This window comes from Streptomyces sp. MP131-18, from assembly GCF_001984575.1.
Lineage (GTDB): Bacteria > Actinomycetota > Actinomycetes > Streptomycetales > Streptomycetaceae > Streptomyces > Streptomyces johnsoniae.
In genome coordinates this window covers 449,309-466,223 of the sequence record NZ_LZNS01000001.1, presented here as the reverse complement: position 1 = coordinate 466,223, position 16,915 = coordinate 449,309, and the positions used below count along the sequence as shown (strand labels likewise).

The 16,915-nt window shown below is 73.7% G+C and carries 14 protein-coding genes and 1 pseudogene; 7 read left to right on the top strand and 8 right to left on the bottom strand.

Annotation, left to right across the window (positions count from 1 at the left end):
- Positions 1-181 precede the first annotated feature (181 nt).
- The 4 genes from STBA_RS02145 to rpmB all read right to left on the bottom strand — a co-directional run bounded on the left by STBA_RS02145 (position 182) and on the right by rpmB (position 2,431).
- Positions 182-832: a choice-of-anchor M domain-containing protein gene (locus tag STBA_RS02145; protein ID WP_107484962.1), complete on the bottom strand. Its 651-nt coding sequence runs from the start codon at positions 830-832 to the stop codon at positions 182-184.
- 121 nt (positions 833-953) lie between these two features.
- Positions 954-1,724 (bottom strand): TauD/TfdA family dioxygenase, encoded by a 771-nt coding sequence (locus STBA_RS02140; protein WP_077057603.1) that lies wholly within the window; start codon positions 1,722-1,724, stop codon positions 954-956.
- A 165-nt stretch (positions 1,725-1,889) separates the two neighbouring features.
- Positions 1,890-2,195 (bottom strand): 30S ribosomal protein S14, encoded by a 306-nt coding sequence (gene rpsN, locus STBA_RS02135; protein ID WP_077057602.1) that lies wholly within the window; start codon positions 2,193-2,195, stop codon positions 1,890-1,892.
- On the bottom strand, positions 2,195-2,431 hold the full coding sequence (gene rpmB, locus STBA_RS02130) for a 50S ribosomal protein L28 (protein WP_077057601.1): 237 nt from the start codon (positions 2,429-2,431) through the stop codon (positions 2,195-2,197). The genes rpsN and rpmB overlap by 1 nt, the downstream gene beginning before the upstream one ends.
- 212 nt (positions 2,432-2,643) lie before the next feature.
- Between rpmB and STBA_RS02125 the strand changes: the two genes are divergently transcribed.
- Positions 2,644-3,810 carry a GTP-binding protein gene (locus tag STBA_RS02125; RefSeq protein ID WP_077057600.1) on the top strand — a complete coding sequence of 389 codons (1,167 nt, stop codon included), beginning with the start codon at positions 2,644-2,646 and terminating at the stop codon, positions 3,808-3,810.
- A gap of 49 nt (positions 3,811-3,859) precedes the next feature.
- The gene (gene rpmF / locus STBA_RS02120) at positions 3,860-4,030 is read left to right on the top strand and encodes a 50S ribosomal protein L32 (protein WP_077063040.1); all 171 of its coding nucleotides are present in this window, start codon (positions 3,860-3,862) and stop codon (positions 4,028-4,030) included.
- Positions 4,031-4,267: 237 nt separating this feature from the next.
- Here rpmF and STBA_RS38595 read toward each other — a convergent pair.
- Together STBA_RS38595 and STBA_RS02110 are read right to left on the bottom strand one after the other, a co-directional pair.
- A pseudogene (locus STBA_RS38595) lies at positions 4,268-4,597 on the bottom strand (VTT domain-containing protein); the annotation flags it as partial.
- 89 nt (positions 4,598-4,686) lie between these two features.
- The gene (locus STBA_RS02110) at positions 4,687-5,445 is read right to left on the bottom strand and encodes a methyltransferase domain-containing protein (protein WP_079251660.1); all 759 of its coding nucleotides are present in this window, start codon (positions 5,443-5,445) and stop codon (positions 4,687-4,689) included.
- A gap of 181 nt (positions 5,446-5,626) precedes the next feature.
- Here STBA_RS02110 and STBA_RS02105 point away from each other — a divergent pair, with 181 nt between their 5' ends.
- The 3 genes from STBA_RS02105 (at position 5,627) to STBA_RS02095 (ending at position 12,280) form a co-directional block, all read left to right on the top strand.
- On the top strand, positions 5,627-6,724 hold the full coding sequence (locus tag STBA_RS02105; RefSeq protein WP_077057599.1) for a histidine kinase: 1,098 nt from the start codon (positions 5,627-5,629) through the stop codon (positions 6,722-6,724).
- Entirely contained in the window at positions 6,721-7,371 is a 651-nt protein-coding gene (locus tag STBA_RS02100; RefSeq protein ID WP_077057598.1) for a response regulator transcription factor, read from the top strand. Before STBA_RS02105 ends, STBA_RS02100 begins: the two co-directional genes overlap by 4 nt.
- 259 nt (positions 7,372-7,630) lie before the next feature.
- On the top strand, positions 7,631-12,280 hold the full coding sequence (locus tag STBA_RS02095) for a GH92 family glycosyl hydrolase (protein WP_253194488.1): 4,650 nt from the start codon (positions 7,631-7,633) through the stop codon (positions 12,278-12,280).
- Positions 12,281-12,349: 69 nt separating this feature from the next.
- Here the strand turns inward: STBA_RS02095 and STBA_RS02090 are convergent, their stop codons facing one another.
- Together STBA_RS02090 and STBA_RS02085 are read right to left on the bottom strand one after the other, a co-directional pair.
- On the bottom strand, positions 12,350-14,215 hold the full coding sequence (locus tag STBA_RS02090; RefSeq protein WP_079251658.1) for a LamG-like jellyroll fold domain-containing protein: 1,866 nt from the start codon (positions 14,213-14,215) through the stop codon (positions 12,350-12,352).
- Positions 14,216-14,462: 247 nt separating this feature from the next.
- On the bottom strand, positions 14,463-15,224 hold the full coding sequence (locus STBA_RS02085; protein ID WP_077057596.1) for an SDR family oxidoreductase: 762 nt from the start codon (positions 15,222-15,224) through the stop codon (positions 14,463-14,465).
- Between the two features lie 163 nt (positions 15,225-15,387).
- Between STBA_RS02085 and STBA_RS02080 the strand changes: the two genes are divergently transcribed.
- Together STBA_RS02080 and STBA_RS38590 are read left to right on the top strand one after the other, a co-directional pair.
- Entirely contained in the window at positions 15,388-16,305 is a 918-nt protein-coding gene (locus STBA_RS02080) for a helix-turn-helix transcriptional regulator (protein WP_077057595.1), read from the top strand.
- A 34-nt stretch (positions 16,306-16,339) separates the two neighbouring features.
- Positions 16,340-16,897 carry a GNAT family N-acetyltransferase gene (locus STBA_RS38590; RefSeq protein WP_077057594.1) on the top strand — a complete coding sequence of 186 codons (558 nt, stop codon included), beginning with the start codon at positions 16,340-16,342 and terminating at the stop codon, positions 16,895-16,897.
- Positions 16,898-16,915: the final 18 nt, after the last annotated feature.

Here is a 16,915-nt window from a genome sequence, read left to right as displayed (position 1 = left end):
TTCCCCGTCCGCTCGGCGCGGGTCGGCCGCGGGGGAAGGCCCCCGGGCCCGTGAAGCATGGGCCCGGGGGCGTGTCACCGCGGCTGCGACGTCCCCCGGCCCGGGGGCGGCCCCTGGGAAGCGGTGCGGGCCGGCCTGTGCGCGGGGGCGGTGCGGTGACGGTTCGGGAGGAGGGGCGGGGCTACGGGAGGACGGAGAAGGTGTAGTCCTCGGTGACGGAGGGCAGCGGGGTGCCGTCGGCCAGCGAGCCGCTGACGGTGAAGGAGACGGTGTACGTGCCGGGCTCGGTGAAGGCCCAGTTGGCGTGCAGGTGGCTGTGGGCGTCGAGTTCGGTGGTGTCGGACGCGTCGATGCCGTCACCGGAGTCGAACAGGCGCGTGTCGGTGGCGCACAGGCCGTCCTGGTAGACGCTGAAGTCACCCGGTCCCGAAACGCCGTCGAGGCTGAGGGTGAACGTGTCGTTCTCCAGTACGCCCGCGTCGATGTGGGCGGAAAGACCGGCCCACAGCAGGTCCGCGTCCTGGACCTGCGGGAGCCGGTGCACGGTGTCGCCCGCGCTGCCGAGGAAGGCGTGGCAGGAGCCGCCCGGCACGGTGTAGGCGGCGCCGGGGAGCGCTTCGAGTACGACGTCGGCCGGCGCGTGCTCCGCGCCGCCCGCCTCGTCGTGGACATGCACCTGGAAGGCGCCGCCCTCGACCTCGACGCCGACCACGTCGACGTGTCCGCGGGAGATCACGGTGGGAGCGGCGGCGGCCGCGGTGGCCAGGGAAGCGCACGCGAGGGCGGCGGCTATTCCGCCGGTGACGGTCAGAGCGCGTCTCGGAACTCGCACAGTAGATACCTCACTTGGTGAAGAACGGGCAGAACGTGCCGGCAATCAAACGATAATCATTTTCAACTAAAGGGCGCAAGGGTCCCTGCCGCGGCGCGCCGCGGACCACGGGCCGCGTGGCTCAGCGGGCGTCGGAGGTGCGCAACGTCAGGATGCGGACGGTGCGTTCGCCGCGGTGCGCGTCCCTGCCGTGCCAGCAGCGGTAGTTGTCGAGCGCGAGGACGTCGCCGGCGGCGATCTCGAACCGGGGAAGCGTCCGTTCCAGTGCCTGCGCGCTCTCCGCCAGGCGTTCCAGCATCGCCAGGACGTGGTCGGCGTCGGGATCGCGGTGCAGGGGCGCGGCTCCCTCCGTGCGCCGGACGATCCGGCGGCCCGTGCGGGTGAACTCGACGTGCCTGCCGACCCGCGGGGTCGCGGGCAGCCCCCGCAGCCCGGCCCACGCGCCGTAGAGGTCCACGTCCACCGTGGTGAGGAACGCGTGCAGCTGCGGATCGGCCGCGGCGCACCGCTCCACGAAACGGTAGGCGTCGGCCACGAAGGACTGCCCTCCCGAAAGGGCCGGCTCGACGCCCTGGATGAGGACGTGATCCTCGTCCGGGTCGCGCCGCCTGGCCGGCACGCCGCCGATGTCGACGACCACGTCGAAACCGTCCGCGTGCAGACGCACCGGCCCGCCGTCGCGCGAGCGCCGCAGGCGCGGCGGGAAGACCTCCCTCAGGCGGCTGCCCAGCAGCAGCGCGGCCGCGACGACCGGTGCGTCGGCGGTCGCCTCGAGTCCGGTGAGCACGACCGCCCCGTCGCGGGCGAGCAGCGACCCGGCCCGGTCCGCCTCGGCGGCACCGACCCGGGCCGGGACGACTCCGATGCCGGGGGAGTGGGTGGAGGCGGTCATCCGTGCTGCGGTCCCTTCCGGCGCGTCCTGCGTGCCTGCGTGCCGAGGATAACTGCAACTGGTGTGCAACTGCTCAACGGCCGGGCCGCGGCGCCCCTTCCCGTCCGCGCGGGAGGGGCGCCGGGACGAACGGCCGCGCCGTGGCGCGCCGGGCGCGGCCGGCGGTCACCAACTGGACTTGGTGACTCCGGGCAGCTCCCCGGCATGCGCCATGCGACGCAGGTTGATGCGGGAGACGCCGAAGGTGCGCAGGTGGCCGCGGGGGCGGCCGTCGATGCTGTCGCGGTTGCGGACGCGGGTGGGGCTCGCGTCGCGTGGCTGGCGGCGCAACTCCCGCTGCGCGGCGACACGTTCGGCATCGGTGCTGCGCGGGCTGCGGATGGTCTCCTTCAGCTCCGCCCTGCGGGCCGCGTAGCGGGCCGCGATCCGCTTGCGCTCCTCGTTCTTGGCGATCTTGCTCTTCTTGGCCATCAGACCTTCTCCCCCCTGGCGCGGATGCGGGCGACGGCGGCTTCGATACCGATGGCGTCGACGGTCTTGACGGCCCTGGCACTGAGGGTGAGCCGGACCCGGCGGCCCTCGCTGGGCAACCAGTAGCGCTTGTGCTGGATGTTGGGGTCGAACCGGCGCCGGGTGCGTCGGTGGGAGTGTGAGATGCGGTTGCCGAAGCTTGGCTGTACTCCGGTGAGCTGGCAGTGGGCGGACATGGGAACGGCGCCTCCACGGGTAGTTTTCGAAAACGAAAATCGTTGTCGTATACTAGCGCCTGTGGCCGGTGCCGCGCCGCCACGTCCGTTCCCGCAGGAAGCCCAGCGCAGAAGGAGGGCCCGTCCATGGAGCCCGGTGTGCAACCCCAGAACGGTCCGGTCGACTTCGGCGGGACGCGCAGGCCCGGCCGCGGCGCCGAGGGCGGCAGGCGATGACCGGTCCGCAGCCGATGCCCGTCGTGCTGGTCGCGGGCCTCCATGCGGAGGCCCGCGCCACCACCGTCGCCCACCTGCTGCGGGCCGTTCCCGGCAGCGTCGCCGTGCACCACGACCTGTCCTCCGCGGCGGACGGCGGGCCGGTCCGCCGCCTCACCTACGACGCGGTGGGTGAGCTGGACTCCGCCGGGCTTCCCGCCACTGGTGGCTGCGGCTGCTGCACCCTGCGCGAGGACCTGCCGCCGCAGTTGGCCGCGCTCGCCGCCGGGGGCACGCACAGCGTGGCGGTCGTCGAGCTGTGGGACGCCGTCGAGCCCCGCGGCATCGCCGACCTGATCGCCGCGTACGCGCGGGAGGGCGGGGGAGCGGTGCGCCTGACCGGCGTGCTCACCGCCGTCGACCCCGGCCTGGTACTGCCCTGCCTGAGCAACGGCGACGACCTGTCGGACGCCGGCCTCGCGGTGGCCGCCGACGACCACCGGGTGGTCGCCGACACCTTCGCCCGGCAGCTGGAATACCCGCCCGTGCTCGCCGTGGCCGACTCCGCGGAAGCCGACGCGGAGGGCCGGGCGCTGCTGCACCAACTGCATCCCACCGCGCGCCGGATCGGCGTCGGCTCCGCCGCTCTGCCCGGGCTCACCCGCAGCGGCTTCGACGCCGGGGCGGCCGCCGCCGCCCTCCACCCGGCCTGCGCCCGGCTGCCCCAGGAGGCGTCCGCGTCGGGCGTGACCACCCTCGTGTGGCGGCGGCGCCGCCCGTTCCACCCGGAGCGGCTGTACCTGGCCCTGGAGGACCTCGCCTGCGCCGCGGTGCGCAGCCGCGGGCGCTTCTGGCTCGCCGACCGCCCCGACGTCCTGCTGTCGTGGGACGCGGCGGGCGGCGCCCTGGGGGTGGAGAGCCACGGGCCGTGGCTGGCCTCGCTCCCCGAGGGCGCCTGGGACATGGCCCCGCCCGAACGCCGGGTCGCGGCGGCCCTTGACTGGCATCCGCAGCACGGCGACCGGGGCCAGCACCTGGTCTTCACCGGCCCAGGACTCGACCGCGATCACCTCGTCGGTCTGCTGGACTCCTGCCTGCTCACCCCGTCCGAGTTCGCGGCCGGGCCCGCGTTCTGGAAGCGGCTCCCCGCCGTCTTCGACACCTGGCTCGACCCCGTCAACTGAACCGGTCGGCCGCCCTTCCCCACCCATCCCACGATTGATCGGACACACCATGGCCGTGCCCAAGCGCAAGATGTCCCGCAGCAACACCCGTCACCGGCGGGCCCAGTGGAAGGCGACACCGCCGCAACTGGTGCCCATCACCATCGACGGCCGCACCCACCGGGTGCCGCGCCCCCTGGTCCGCGCCTACCAGCGCGGGCTGCTCCGCCCCGAGGACTGAACGGAGAAGGGCCGGCGCCGGTGGTCCCGGCCGCCGGCCGCGGCAGACACGGGGCGACGTCCGGTTGCGCCGGCGCAGCCTCAGCCGGATGAGAACAACCACCGTGACCACGACGGCGGTTGCGGCGAGCAGGGGACCGCCGACGGCCAGGGCGCGTTCGAGTGCGGGGGCCGCCGCATAACCGGCGCCCGCCTCCGCCCCGGCCCACAGCAGCGCGGCCGACGCGCTGTAAGGGGCCATGCGGCGGCAGGGCAGGCGCGTCGCACCGGCCAGGTGCGGGGTGACGGTGCGCACCACCGGCACGAACCGGGAGAGGAAGACGGCCTGCCCGCCGCGCCGGGCCATCAGCGCCTCGGCACGCCGCCACGCCGCGTCGGGAACACGCCGGCCCAGGCGTCCGGTGCGCAGCCGGGTGCCGAGCAGCCGCCCCGTGCGGTGCCCGAGGAGGTCGCCCGCCACCACGGCGCAGGCGGCGACGGCGACGACCAGGAACAGGTTCAGCTGCCCGGACCGCGCCAGCGCGCCCGCCGTCAGCAGCAGCGTCAGCGTGGGGACGAAGGCGCCCACCAGCAGCACCGACTCGGCCAGGACCACCGCCGCGAGCAGCCCGTAGGCGGCGGCGGGCGGTACCTGGCCGAGGGCGTCGAACGGAACGGTCACCGCACGGCCCCGGCCGTGGCGGGCCGCCGGCTCCGCTCCGCCGTCCCGCCCGGCCGCCGCCCCGTCGGGCGCCGCAAGTGCCAGACCTTCGCCGGGGGCAGGTTGGCCCACACCGTCCAGCAGCCGGTGGCGTACCGGCGCCGGTACGCGGCCAGCACCTCCTCCGCGGCGCGGTGCCTGCGCGCCTCGGCGCGCGAGGCCAGCAGGCCGCGGGCCGGGCGGGTGCCGCAGTAGGCGAAGTAGGTCAGCGTGCCGCCGGGGCGCAGCAGTTCCAGGTACCTGTCCATGATCGTTCCGACGACGTCGGGGCGGAAATTCGCGAACGGCAGACCGGACACGATCACGTCGTACCGGCGGGCGGGCACCAGGTGTTCCACCCGCGCGGCGTGCACGCGGACCCGCGCGTGCCCTCCGGTTCCGCCCGCCGGGCGCGGATGCGTGAGCGCCAGGTGACGCAGCCGTTCGGCGAACCGCGGGTTGGCCTCCACGATGTCCAGGCTGCTGCCCGCCGGAAGCTGCGGTATGAGAGTGCGCGTCACGGCTCCGGTCCCGGCGCCGGCTTCGAGAACGTCCAGCGGGCCGCCAGGGCTGGCCCGCACCGGTTCGGTCAGCAGCCGCGCCAGCGCGTCGCCGCTGGGCGCGATCGCACCGGTGGTGCGCAGATCGCGGGCCGCTTCGATCAGGAACGTCAGTCCCTCGGCCTTGCGCGGCGCGGGGGCGGGGGCGGGGGCGTGCGAGGTAGTCCAGTCGTCCACGCCTCGACGCTAAGAAGCCGTCGGCGCCCGCGAATCCGTCCTTCTGCGGCGGCGTCCCCCGACGAAAGTAGGGGGCCGGAGCGGCAGAAGGACGGAGGAGCGCACGGGACGCCGTGCTTAGGATTTGCGGGTGGGCCGGAAAGAAAGCCAGAAATGGGTCACATGCGGGCGTTACGCCCTGGTGGTGCTGCTGACGCTCGCCGCCGTCCAGAACGGCGCCTCGACCGCCGAGGGACAGTATCTCTCGCCGCACAGCGGCGTGGCGGTGCTGTGCGGCGCGGCGCTGCTGCTCCGCCGCGGGCACTGGCTGACGGCGCCGGTCCTCGTCACCGTGGCGACCGGGCTGTGGGGGTGGGCCATGCTGCCGCTGCTGCTCGTCGTGCTGTTCGACCTCGCGGCGCACCGGCGCACCGGCGTCGCCGTCGCCTGCGCCGCCGCCGCGCTGGCGGGCAACGCGCTGTGCCAGCCGGACGTGCCCCTGTGGCGCCCGCAGCAGTACGGCTCCAGCCTGTTCCTGCTGCTCGCCCTCGTGGGCGGGCTGTGGATGGGCAACCGGCGCCGCCTCGTCGAGGCGCTGAACGCACGGGTGGAGCACCTGCGCATCGAACGCGCGCTGCGCGAACGCGCCGCACGGGACGCCGAACGCTCCGCGATCGCCGCCGAAATGCACGACGTCCTGGCCCACCGCCTCAGCCTCATCGCCCTGCACACCGGCGTGCTCGGCACCACGCACAGCGACCTGCCCGCCCCCGTTGCCGAACGTCTCACCCTGCTGCGCGCCGCCTCCACCGAGGCACTGGCCGACCTGCGGGACGTCCTCGGTGCCCTGCGCGGCGGGCCCGACCCGGCTTCCGCCGCGACGCCCGCCGCCCCCGTCCTGCGCGATGTCCAGGAGCTCGTCGACCAGGCGCGCACCGCCGGGCAGCACGTCGGGATGACGGTCGAGGGCGGCCCGGAACACGCCCCCGCCGCCCACCGCCTGGCCGTCTTCCGCCTGGTGCAGGAAGCGCTGACGAACGCGCGCAAACACGCGGCCGGCGCGCCGGTGGACATCCGCATCGACTACGGCCCGCCCGCCACGCTCGTCGAGGTCACCAACACGCCCGGTGCCGCGGCCGAGGAGGCCGTGCCCTCGGGCTACGGAATGGTGGGGCTGCGCGAGCGCGTCACCGCACTCGGCGGGCACCTGACCGCCGGGCCCGGCGGTGCCGGCCGCTGGCGGCTGGCCGCACGCATCCCGCACCCCGTCCCCACCGAGCAGAACGGCAACCGCCCATGATCCGCGCCATGATCGTCGACGACGATGCGCTCGTCCGCCTCGGCCTCGCCGATCTCCTCGACGACGACGAGGACATCGAGGTCGTGGCCCAGGCATCGGACGGCCTGCACGCCCTCGAACAGGCCACCGCCCGCCGGGTCGACGTCGCCCTCGTCGACGTCCGCATGCCCCGCATGGACGGCATCACCGCGACGGCCCGCCTCCGCGCGCTGCCCCACCCCCCGAGGGTGATCACCCTCACGACCTTCGACCTCGACGAGTACGTCTACAACGCGCTGGCCGCCGGAGCCGACGGCTTCCTCCTCAAGGACACCGACCCCGCCGAGATCCTGCGCGCCGTCCACCTCGTCGCCGCCGGCTCCGCCATGCTGCACCCCGCCGCGGCACGCCGCCTCATCGACCGCTACCACCACGCCAACCACCCCAAGGAAGCCGCCGCCCGCGCCTGCCTCGACAAGCTCACCCCGCGCGAACGCGACGTACTGGCCCTCCTCGCCCGCGGGGCGACCAACGCCGACATCGCCGCCGGGCTCGGCATGCGGGAAAGCACGGTCAAGGCACACGTCAGCCGTATCCTCGCCGCGCTGGACGTCACCAACCGGGTGCAGGCCGCGCTGCTCGTCCGCGACGCCGGGCTCACGGCGTGAGGCGCGACGGTCAGTGAACGGGCCGTCGGCCGCCGGGCGTTGCCGCCCCCAACTCTCATCTGATGTTCACGGGCGGGTCGGGAGGCGTTCCTCCGCGCCAGAAACCGTCACCCAGAACCCACGATTCCGGTGCACGTAACTCACGGTCACCGGCCCGCGGAACACACGGCAACGAAGAGGCACCATGCTCCACACACGCATACGCCGGAGATCCTTCCGGCTCCGGGACGCCCGCGGAAGCGGCGACGCGCAACGCCCGGTGGACCCGCGGAGGGCCACCCGCCGGCGAGGGAAGGGCAGGTCCGCGGCCCTCGTCGTCACGGCGAGCCTGCTGGCGGGCACGGGCGTGGCCGCCGTCACCGCCACGAGCGCCCAGGGGGCCCCGGCGGACCTGAGCGCGTTCGACGCCGTGGACCAGTTCATCGGCACGCAGCACGACACCACGCAGAACAAGGGCAACAGCGCCTACGGCAACACGTGGCCGGGCGCGACCGTTCCGTTCGGCATGGTGCAGTTCACCCCCACCACGCACCAGACGTCCGGCGGGGACAACTGGGGCGGCTACGAGTACGGCGCCGACCAGCTGCGCGGCTTCGGCCTGACGCGGCTGTCCGGCACCGGCTGCGCGGGCAGCAACGGCGCGTTCGACGTGCCGATCCTGCCCTACACCGGCGAACTGACCAGCAACCGGGCGCTGCCCACCTCGCCCGCCGACGCCATCGGCGACTACTACCTCGACTTCTCGCACGACAACGAGACCGCCGAGCCCGGCTACTACTCCGTCGGCCTGGACAACGGCGTCGGCGTGGACCTGACCGCGACCACCCGCACCGGCGTCGCGACCTTCGACTTCCCCCAGGACCGGGCCTCCTCGACCCTGATCTTCGACGTCGCCGGCTCCAACAACGGCTCCACGGGTAGCTCGGTGACCGTGTCGGGGAACACGGTCTCCGGCTGGACCGAGACCAGTACGGTCTGCCGCGGCGGCACCTACCGCATCCACTTCTCCGCCGAGTTCGACACGGAGTTCGACTCCTCGGGCACCTGGAGCGGCTCCGACGTCACCGCGGGCGCCACCGAGGCCACCTCGACCACCGCGCACGGGTCCGGCGCGTTCGTCAGCTTCCCGCGGGGCGCGGACGTGACGGCCCGGGTCGGCATCTCCTACGTCAGCGTCGAGAACGCGGCGGAGAACGCCGCGACCGAGACCGCGGGCCGCTCCGCCGCCGCCATCCGGCAGGCCGCGGCGGACACCTGGCGCGACGCGCTCGGCACCCTGGAGGTGACCGGCGGCAGCGCGGAGCGGCGCACCAGCTTCTACACCGCGCTCTACCACGCGCTGCTGCACCCCAACACCTACGACGACGTCAACGGTCAGTACCTGGGCTACGACGGAACGGTCCGTCAGGTGGCGGAGGGCCGTCACCAGTACGCCACCTACGCCAGCTGGGACGGCTACCGGGGCCACGCCCAGCTGATCGCGCTGCTGTTCCCCGAGGTCGGCTCGGACATCAACCAGTCCATCACCGACCTCGTCACCCAGACCGGGCGCTGGCCGAACTGGCCGCACAACGGGGTATCGCAGCAGAAGATGAGCGGCGACGGACTCCAGACGGTCCTGTCCGCCACCGACGCGTTCGGAAGCACCGACTACGACCGGCAGGCCGCGCTGCGTTCGATGGCCGACACCCAGTCCCTGCCCGCGGACCGCAGCAACCGGCAGTTCCTCTACCAGTACGCAGGCCTTGGCTGGGTGGAGAGCCGCAACAACAACTCGGCGACCTCGCAGACGCTCGAGTACGCGATCAACGACTTCTCCATCGCCCGGCTCGCCGGCCGGCTCGGTGACACCGGGACGCAGGCGGCGTTCATGGCCCGGGCGCAGAACTGGCGCAATCTCCTCGACCTCGAGAGCGGCGAGATCCGGCCGCGCGACCGCAACGGCTTCGACCGGTCGTTCGACCTGGGGGAGCGCGGCGCGCAGTTCGAGCAGGCCACCGGCCACCAGTACGGCTGGCTGGTGCCGCACAACATGGCCTCGCTCATCGAGGCGCGCGGTGGCACCGACGCGGTGGCCGAGCAGCTCGACACCTTTTTCACCGAGCTGGACGCCGGTGTGTACGACACCCCGTACGCGTACCTGAGCAACCAGCCCACCATGCAGACGCCGTGGATATACAACTGGCTGGGCCGGCCCTGGCAGACCACCGAGGTCCTGGACCGCGCCGTCACCGAGATGTTCGACACCTCGCCGACCGGACTGCCCGGCAACGACGACCTCGGGTCGTTGTCCTCCTGGTACGTGTTCGCCGGCATCGGCCTGTACCCGGCCGTCTACGGCACGGCAGAACTGGCCGTGTCCACACCGATGTTCAGCCGCGTCGAGATCGACAGCGCGGGCAGCGACCGGTCCATCGTGCTCGACGCCCCGGGCGCCGAGCAGCAGCGTTACATCCAGTCGATGTCCCTCGACGGAACGGCCACCACGGCCACCTGGCTGCCGGAGTCCTTCGCGCGCGAGGGCGGCACCGTCACGTACACCCTGGGCAACGCGCCCGGGGACTGGGGTACCGGGGCCGGCGACGCCCCGCCGTCCTACCCGGAGGGCACCGACGCCTACAACAACATCGGCACCACACCGGAGGGGGCGGGCGACACCGGTTCCCTCGACGCCTCCGCCCACACGCTGCCCCGGGAGAGCCTGGCCGAGGCCGGCGCGACCCCCGGCGGCACGCTGCGTGCGGAAGCCATCGGGACGGAGTTCACCTGGCCGGACACCGGTCCTGGCGAGCCCGACAACTGGGTGCCGCACGGCCAGCGCGTCGACCTCGACGACGCGGGCGCCGCCTCCGTGTCGTTCCTCGGCCTCGCGACCAACGGTCCGTCCCAGGGCACGGCGACCGTCGAGTACACCGACGGCAGCAGCCAGGAGGTCCCGGTCCAGTTCACCGACTGGACGCCCGGCGGCTCCTACTCCTTCGGGAACACGCCCGTGCTGACCGTGCCCGGCCGCAACGTGGCCGACGGCACGCGCGACAACACCGAAGCCGTCGTCCTCGCCACGGCCCCCGCCGCGCTCGATCCGTCGAAGACGGTCGACGCGGTGGTGCTGCCCGAGGGCAGCGACCGGGGCGTCATGCACATCTTCGACGTCGCGCTGAGCGACCACGAGCCGCCCGCGCCCGACGAGACGCCGGAACGGGTCGTGCTGACCCCGGCCGGGGACCCGGCGACCGAGCAGAGCGTCACCTGGCGTTCCCTGGCCACCGAGGGCGCCGCGCAGGTCAGGGCGGGGCAGGACGGGGAGATCCGCACCGTCGAGGCCACGGCCGAGTGGGAGACGGAGACCGGCGGCAACACGGCGACCAGCTGGACCGCCGCGCTCACCGGTCTCGACCCCGGCACGGAGCACCAGTACCGGGTCGGCGACGCGGACGCCTGGAGCGAGTGGCACACGTTCACGACGGCGGCGGCCGGGGCCGACCCGTTCACGTTCCTCTACTACGGCGACAACCAGCAGGGGCTGACGGACGTATGGCCGCGCATCGCCGCCCAGGCGAACGAGGCGTACCCCGACGCCAGGGCCGCCGTGTACGTGGGTGACCTGGTCGACACGGCCAACGAGGCGCAGTGGTCCGACTGGTTCGCCGCCGATCCGGTGGCCCTGGCCGGCCGGCAGTCGATCGTGGCGGTCGGCAACCACGAGTTCAACGCGGGGAATGGACTGCTCCAGACCAGCCGCGCCTCCTTCGCCTTCCCGGCCAACGGCCCGGTGCCCGCCGACGCGGGCGAGGACGCCGAACGGTACGGCGAGCACCTCGCCGAGGCGATGCGCGAGAGCGTCTACTACAGCGACTACCAGGGCGTCCGGTTCGTCGTGCTGAACGCCAACCGCGACGATATCTGCGAGCTGGTCCGGCCGGATGGCCTGGCGGACTTCGACTGCGGCGAGGCCCGCGGGGTGTGGGTGCGGATGCAGGCGGCCTGGCTGGACCGGGTGCTCGCGGAGAACCCGCACCGGTGGAGCGTGGTGACTGAGCACCAGCCGGTCCTGTCGACCGCGGTCGGCCGCGACGAGCCCGACATCCGCGAGGCGTGGCTGCCGCTCTACCAGGAGCACGACGTCGATCTGGTGCTGGCCGGTCACGATCACACCTACGGCCGCGGGCACCTGGTGGCGGACGAGACCGATACGCCGGGACTCACCACGGGGCCCGTCTTCGTGGTGGCGAACGCGGGGTCGAAGTTCTACGACATCCAGCCCGAGGACGACAACGTGTGGACGCGGAACGGCGCCACGCAGGACGCCCGCGCGCAGCAGACCTCGACCTATCAGGCGATCACCGTGGACGGTGACACCCTGAACTACCGGTCGGTCATCGCCCACAAGGGCGACGAGCGGGCGGTACCCGGGGAGATCGGCGACACGCTGGACACGTTCACCATCACCGAGTACGACGACGGCACCAAGTGGGTCACGGAGGCGGGCGTCGAAATTCCGGCCGACGAGTCGGGCGACCCCGAAGGCCCGGGCGACCCCGGCGACTCGGGTGGTGCCGGCGGTCCGGGCGGTTCCGGGGACTCCGGCGGTTCCAGTGTCCCGGGCGGCACCGCCGGTGGCGGTCCGGGCAGCTCCGGCGGCTCGGGCGGGCCCGGGGGGACCGGCGGCTCGGGCAGCTCGGGCGGTTCGGGCAGCGCTGGCTCCGGGGGCTCCGGTGGCTCCGGTGACGGCTGGGGTCCGGGCTCCGCGCCGGGCGGCACCGGGCCGGGGACGCAGCTGGGGACGGACGGCGGCGGCGCGCTGGCCGGCACCGGCACGCAGGCGCTGCGGCTCCTCGGCCTCGCGGCGGCCACCGCCACGGCGGGCGCGGTTCTGATCCTGTGGCGCCGCCGGCGCCCCAGCCGATGAACGCACCGGCCGCTCCGGGCGCCGCCGCCCGGCCCTGACACCCGCGGGCGGCAGGGCCGGGGGAGTTCCTCACGCGTACGGCGCGAGGAACTCCTCGGGGCCCAGCTCCCGGCTGACGATCCGCGTATCGCCGATCCAGCCGTAGAAGCCCTGGCCGAACCGTTCGTTCGACTGGGTGCCGCCGATCGTGAACGGCTTGCCCAACGTGGCGATGCCCGTGGACGCCTGCGTGGGGTTGCGGGCGATCTTCGACCCCTCGACGTACAGGACCGTCCGGCGGCCGTCGTTGACGATGGCGATGTGGTGCCAGCGCCCGGTCTCCAGGGCGTGGCTCCAGGAGGTCGGGTCGGCGTCCTGCACATGCGGATAGACCACGAACTGGAGGAAGCGCTCGCCGGTGACGTTCAGGCTGCACGTCGGCTCGTCCGGGGACCAGCCGGTCGTCTTGCCCGCGTCGCCGTTGCGGCCCTGCCAGCTCAGAATGCCCATCCAGGCGTGCTCGCCCTCGAAGGGCCGGGGCAGCTTGATGAACGTTTCGATGGTGTAGCCCCGGGTGAACTTCCAGCTGTTGAGCGGCGCGTCCGCCGCCGTGGCGAGGATCGCGCCGCGGTCGGGGGCCTGGCCGCCGTCGAACCGCAGACTGGCGTGCGCGGGCTGGCCGTCGTGGTGCTCGCCCGACCTGAGCAGCAGCTCCTGGCCGCCGTCGTGCAGCCGCCGCGCGGTCAGATCGTTGCCCCGGCCGGTGAGGTCGCGTATCACGGTCCCGTCGGGCAGGGGTCCGTCCGCCGCGCCGCCGCCGAGCCCGTCGGCGTCGAAGCGCCAGTAGGCGACGGTGCCGCGCGGCATGACCTCGCGCGGCGGGCGCGGCGCGGCCGGTGGGACGGCCGCGAACCCGGCGAACCGTTCGGCGAAGTCGATGGCGAGGCTGAACCGGTCCACGTCACCGGTCAGTTCCACGGTCTCGGCCGCCAGCGGGGCGCGCTCCTCCGGGTCGCGCGCCAGGAACCAGGGGGCGAACGTCTCGACGTCGACCGCCTTGCGCGCCAGGTCGAAGGAGTACAGCCGGATCATCCCGGCGCCACCGTAGTACCGGTCCTGGTAGTTCGTGATGTGCACGTGGACGTCGTGGCCCGCGTCGTTGGTCAGCACGGTGCGCCCCGGCGGCCAGTAATGCCCGCCCAGGGCGAGGAAGATCTGGTCGTTGCCCCGGATCAGCTCCTCCCACAGCCGCGTGCCGTTGTCGGACAGCCGGGCCTGGCCCTCTTCGTCGGCCCACGCCAGATCGTGCGTGGTGAGGATGGCGGGCAGGCGCGGGTGCGCTTCGAGCACGCCCCGGGTCCAGCGGACCCCGGCGTCGGACAGCCGCCAGTCCAGCGCCAGGACCAGCCACTCGCGGCCACCCGCGCGCAGCACGTGATAGCTGTTGTAGCCGTCGGGCGAGGCACCGCCGAAGCTCTCCATGGACGCGAAGCGCTCCGGGCCGAACGCCGCCAGGTAGGCGGAGTCGCCGCGCTGGTCGTCGGTGTCGCCGGGAATGTCGTGGTTGCCGGCCAGAACGCTGTAGGGCACCTTGCCGCGCAGGGCCCGGAAGGTGCCGGCCGCCAGCTCGATCTCCTCCTCCGTGCCGTGCTCCGTCACGTCGCCCAGGTGCGTCATGAAGGCGACGTTGGCCTCGGCCCGGCTCTCGACGAGGTAGCGGAACGTCGCCCGCAGCGGCGCCGGGTCGGAGCTGTCCGCGTCGAAGAGGTACTGCGTGTCGGGCAGTACGGCGAGGGCGAAACGAGGGCTCTCCTCGTCGAACCGCCCGGCCCGGCCGACCGGTTCCCACGAACCCGGCGCGGCCTGCGCCTGCGCCTGCCCCGCGCCTGTCGCCGCGACCGCGGCCCCGGCCGCGGGCACCCCCACCGCGGCCTGCAAGAGCCGCCGTCTTCCCATCCCGTGTCCTTCAGGCATGTGTGCCACCGCAACTCTCCCTGCACTCGTCGCACATGTCGGCGGCAGTCTGCGGACCGACCATGGCCCTGCGATGGCACTTGCCTGAACACCCGGACACACGCCCCTGCCAGTTCGGCCGTGTTCGCGGTGATGCCCGGGTTCCCGGACGCGGAGGCGATGCGGCCGACCGGCGGCCACGGCGGGCACGGCGGGCACGTGCCGGACGGAATCGGGTGACCAGGGCGCGTCAGATGACTCCGCCGTTGGCGCGGAGTACCTGACCGTTGACCCAGTGGCCGGCCGGTGAGGCGAGGAAGGCGACGACGCCGGCGATGTCCGCGGGAGTGCCCAGCCGTTCCAGCGGGGCCATGGCGGCCAGGCGGGCCACGGTCTCCTCGTCCTTGCCGTCCAGGAACAGGTCGGTGGCGGTGGCGCCGGGGGCAACGGCGTTGACCGTGACGTCCCGGCCGCGCAGTTCGCGGGCGAGGACCATGGTGACCGCCTCCACCGCGCCCTTGCTCGCGATGTAGGCGCCGTAGCCGGGGAAGGCCAGGCCCACCTGGGAGGTGGAGAACGTGACGATCGACCCGCCCGGGCGCACCGCCCGCGCGGCCTGCCGGGCGACGACGAAGGTGCCGCGGATGTTGGTGCGGTGCAGCGCGTCCAGCTCGGCCAGGTCCAGGTCGGCGATCGGCGCCAGGCGCATCTGCCCGGCGGCGTGGACGACGACGTCCACGCCGCCGTACTCCACCTCGGCCCTGGCGAACAGCGCGGCCACGGCCTGCTCGTCGGCGACGTCGGCCCGCACGGCGACGGCACGGCCGCCGCCGGAGACGACCTCCTCGACGGCAGCCCCGGCGAGGTCCTGGCGGCCGGCGTACCCGACCACCACGGCATACCCGTCGGCGGCCAGCCGGCTCACGACCTGGCGGCCGATGCCGCGGGAGCCGCCGGTGACCAGGGCCACGCGGAAACGGTCGGGGTTCTCTTCTGGGCTCGGGAGGGGCACGGTGACTCCTGGGTCGTGAATCGCGGACTGCCGGGCCGTGGCGGCGACGCCGCGACCCGACGCCACTCACGTTCCGCCGTCGTTCCGTTCACAGCCAGGGCTGCGCCCACCCGGGGGCTGCCATCCCCTGGCTCGGCCACCGCCGAGGGGCGACGATGGACGGGTGAACCTTCCCGCGCTCGCCGTCTTCCTCAAGTCCCGCCGCGACCGCGTCCGGCCGGCCGACGTCGGCCTGCCCACCGGCCCGCGCCGCCGGGTGCCCGGCCTGCGCCGGGAGGAGGTCGCCCAACTGGCCGGTCTGTCGGCCGACTACTACACCGAGCTCGAGCGCGGCCGCGGCGCCCAGCCCTCCGCCCAGACCCTGGCCGCCCTCGCCCGGGCCCTGCGCCTGAACGGCGACGAGCGCGATCACCTCTTCCTTCTCGCCGACCGCCCCACGCCCCCGGCGGCCCACGGCACCACCGCCCACGTCCAGCCGGCCCTGCTCGGCCTGCTCGACCGGCTCACCACCACCCCGGCCCAGGTGATCACCGACCTGCACGAAGTCCTCGTCCAGAACCCCCTGGCCGTCGCGCTCGTCGGCCGTCCCCCGGCGGTGAGCGGCCCGGCGGCGAGCTTCGTGCACCGCTGGTTCACCGACCCGGCCGCTCGCCGCCTCTACCCTCCCGAGGACCACGCCCACCACTCGCGGGTCTTCGTCGCCGACCTCCAGGCCGTCGCGGCCCGCCGCGGCCGCGACCCCGCGGTGTCCCGGATGGTGACCGCGCTGCGGCGCCACAGCGAGGAGTTCGCCGCCCTCTGGGACACCCACGATGTGGCTCTGCGCCGGACCGACCACAAACGCATCGTCCACCCCGTCCTGGGGGTGATCGAGCTCGACTGCCACAACCTGTTCAGCGAGGACGGCCGCCAGCGTCTGCTGTGGTTCACGGCGCCGCCCGGCACCCGGGGCGCCGCCCGGCTCGAAATGCTGTCCGTCATCGGCACGCAGGACATGACGGCCGACACACACGCGATCGGCGGAGACACCGGGACGAACGCCGACCGGCGGGCGGGCGGCACCGTCGCCGTGAACGAGTGACGCCGGCGGCACTCCAGTGCCAGGCTATGGGGTCATGATGACGGTGAGAGCTGCCCGGCGGGACGATCTGCCGGTGCTGTGGACCATGGCCACACTCCCCAACATCGGAGCGACAGCCGACCCTTCGGTGCCCCTGCCACTTCCCGCCGCGACCGAGGCACCCGAGGAGTTCGCCGATGTCGCCGACCCTGAGCGGCATTTCGTGGGAGCCGGCGGATGCTTCCTGGTCGCGGAGGCGGCCGGACATGTGGCTGCCATGGGCGGATTCCGGCCTCAACCCGACCACCCCGGCCGGGCCGGGATTCTTCGCGTCCGAGTGCACCCAGCTCTTCGCCGACGAGGTATCGGCCGGGCGTTGATGGCTGCTCTCGAAGCCGAGGCATGCGCCCTGGGCTACCGGGAAGCGTGGCTGGACACCGCGACGAATCAGCCCGAGGCGATGGCCTTCTACCAGAGCCTGGGCTACCGGGAAACCGGCCGCGAAACCCGCCCCGAGTGGCATTGGACCCTCGTCTACCACCTCAAGGAACTGCGCCCCGCGCACCGAGTCGGCCGCAGACCGCCGGCCTCCCGCGAAGCCGACCGGGAGTGAATGCGTCTCCGAGGGCCG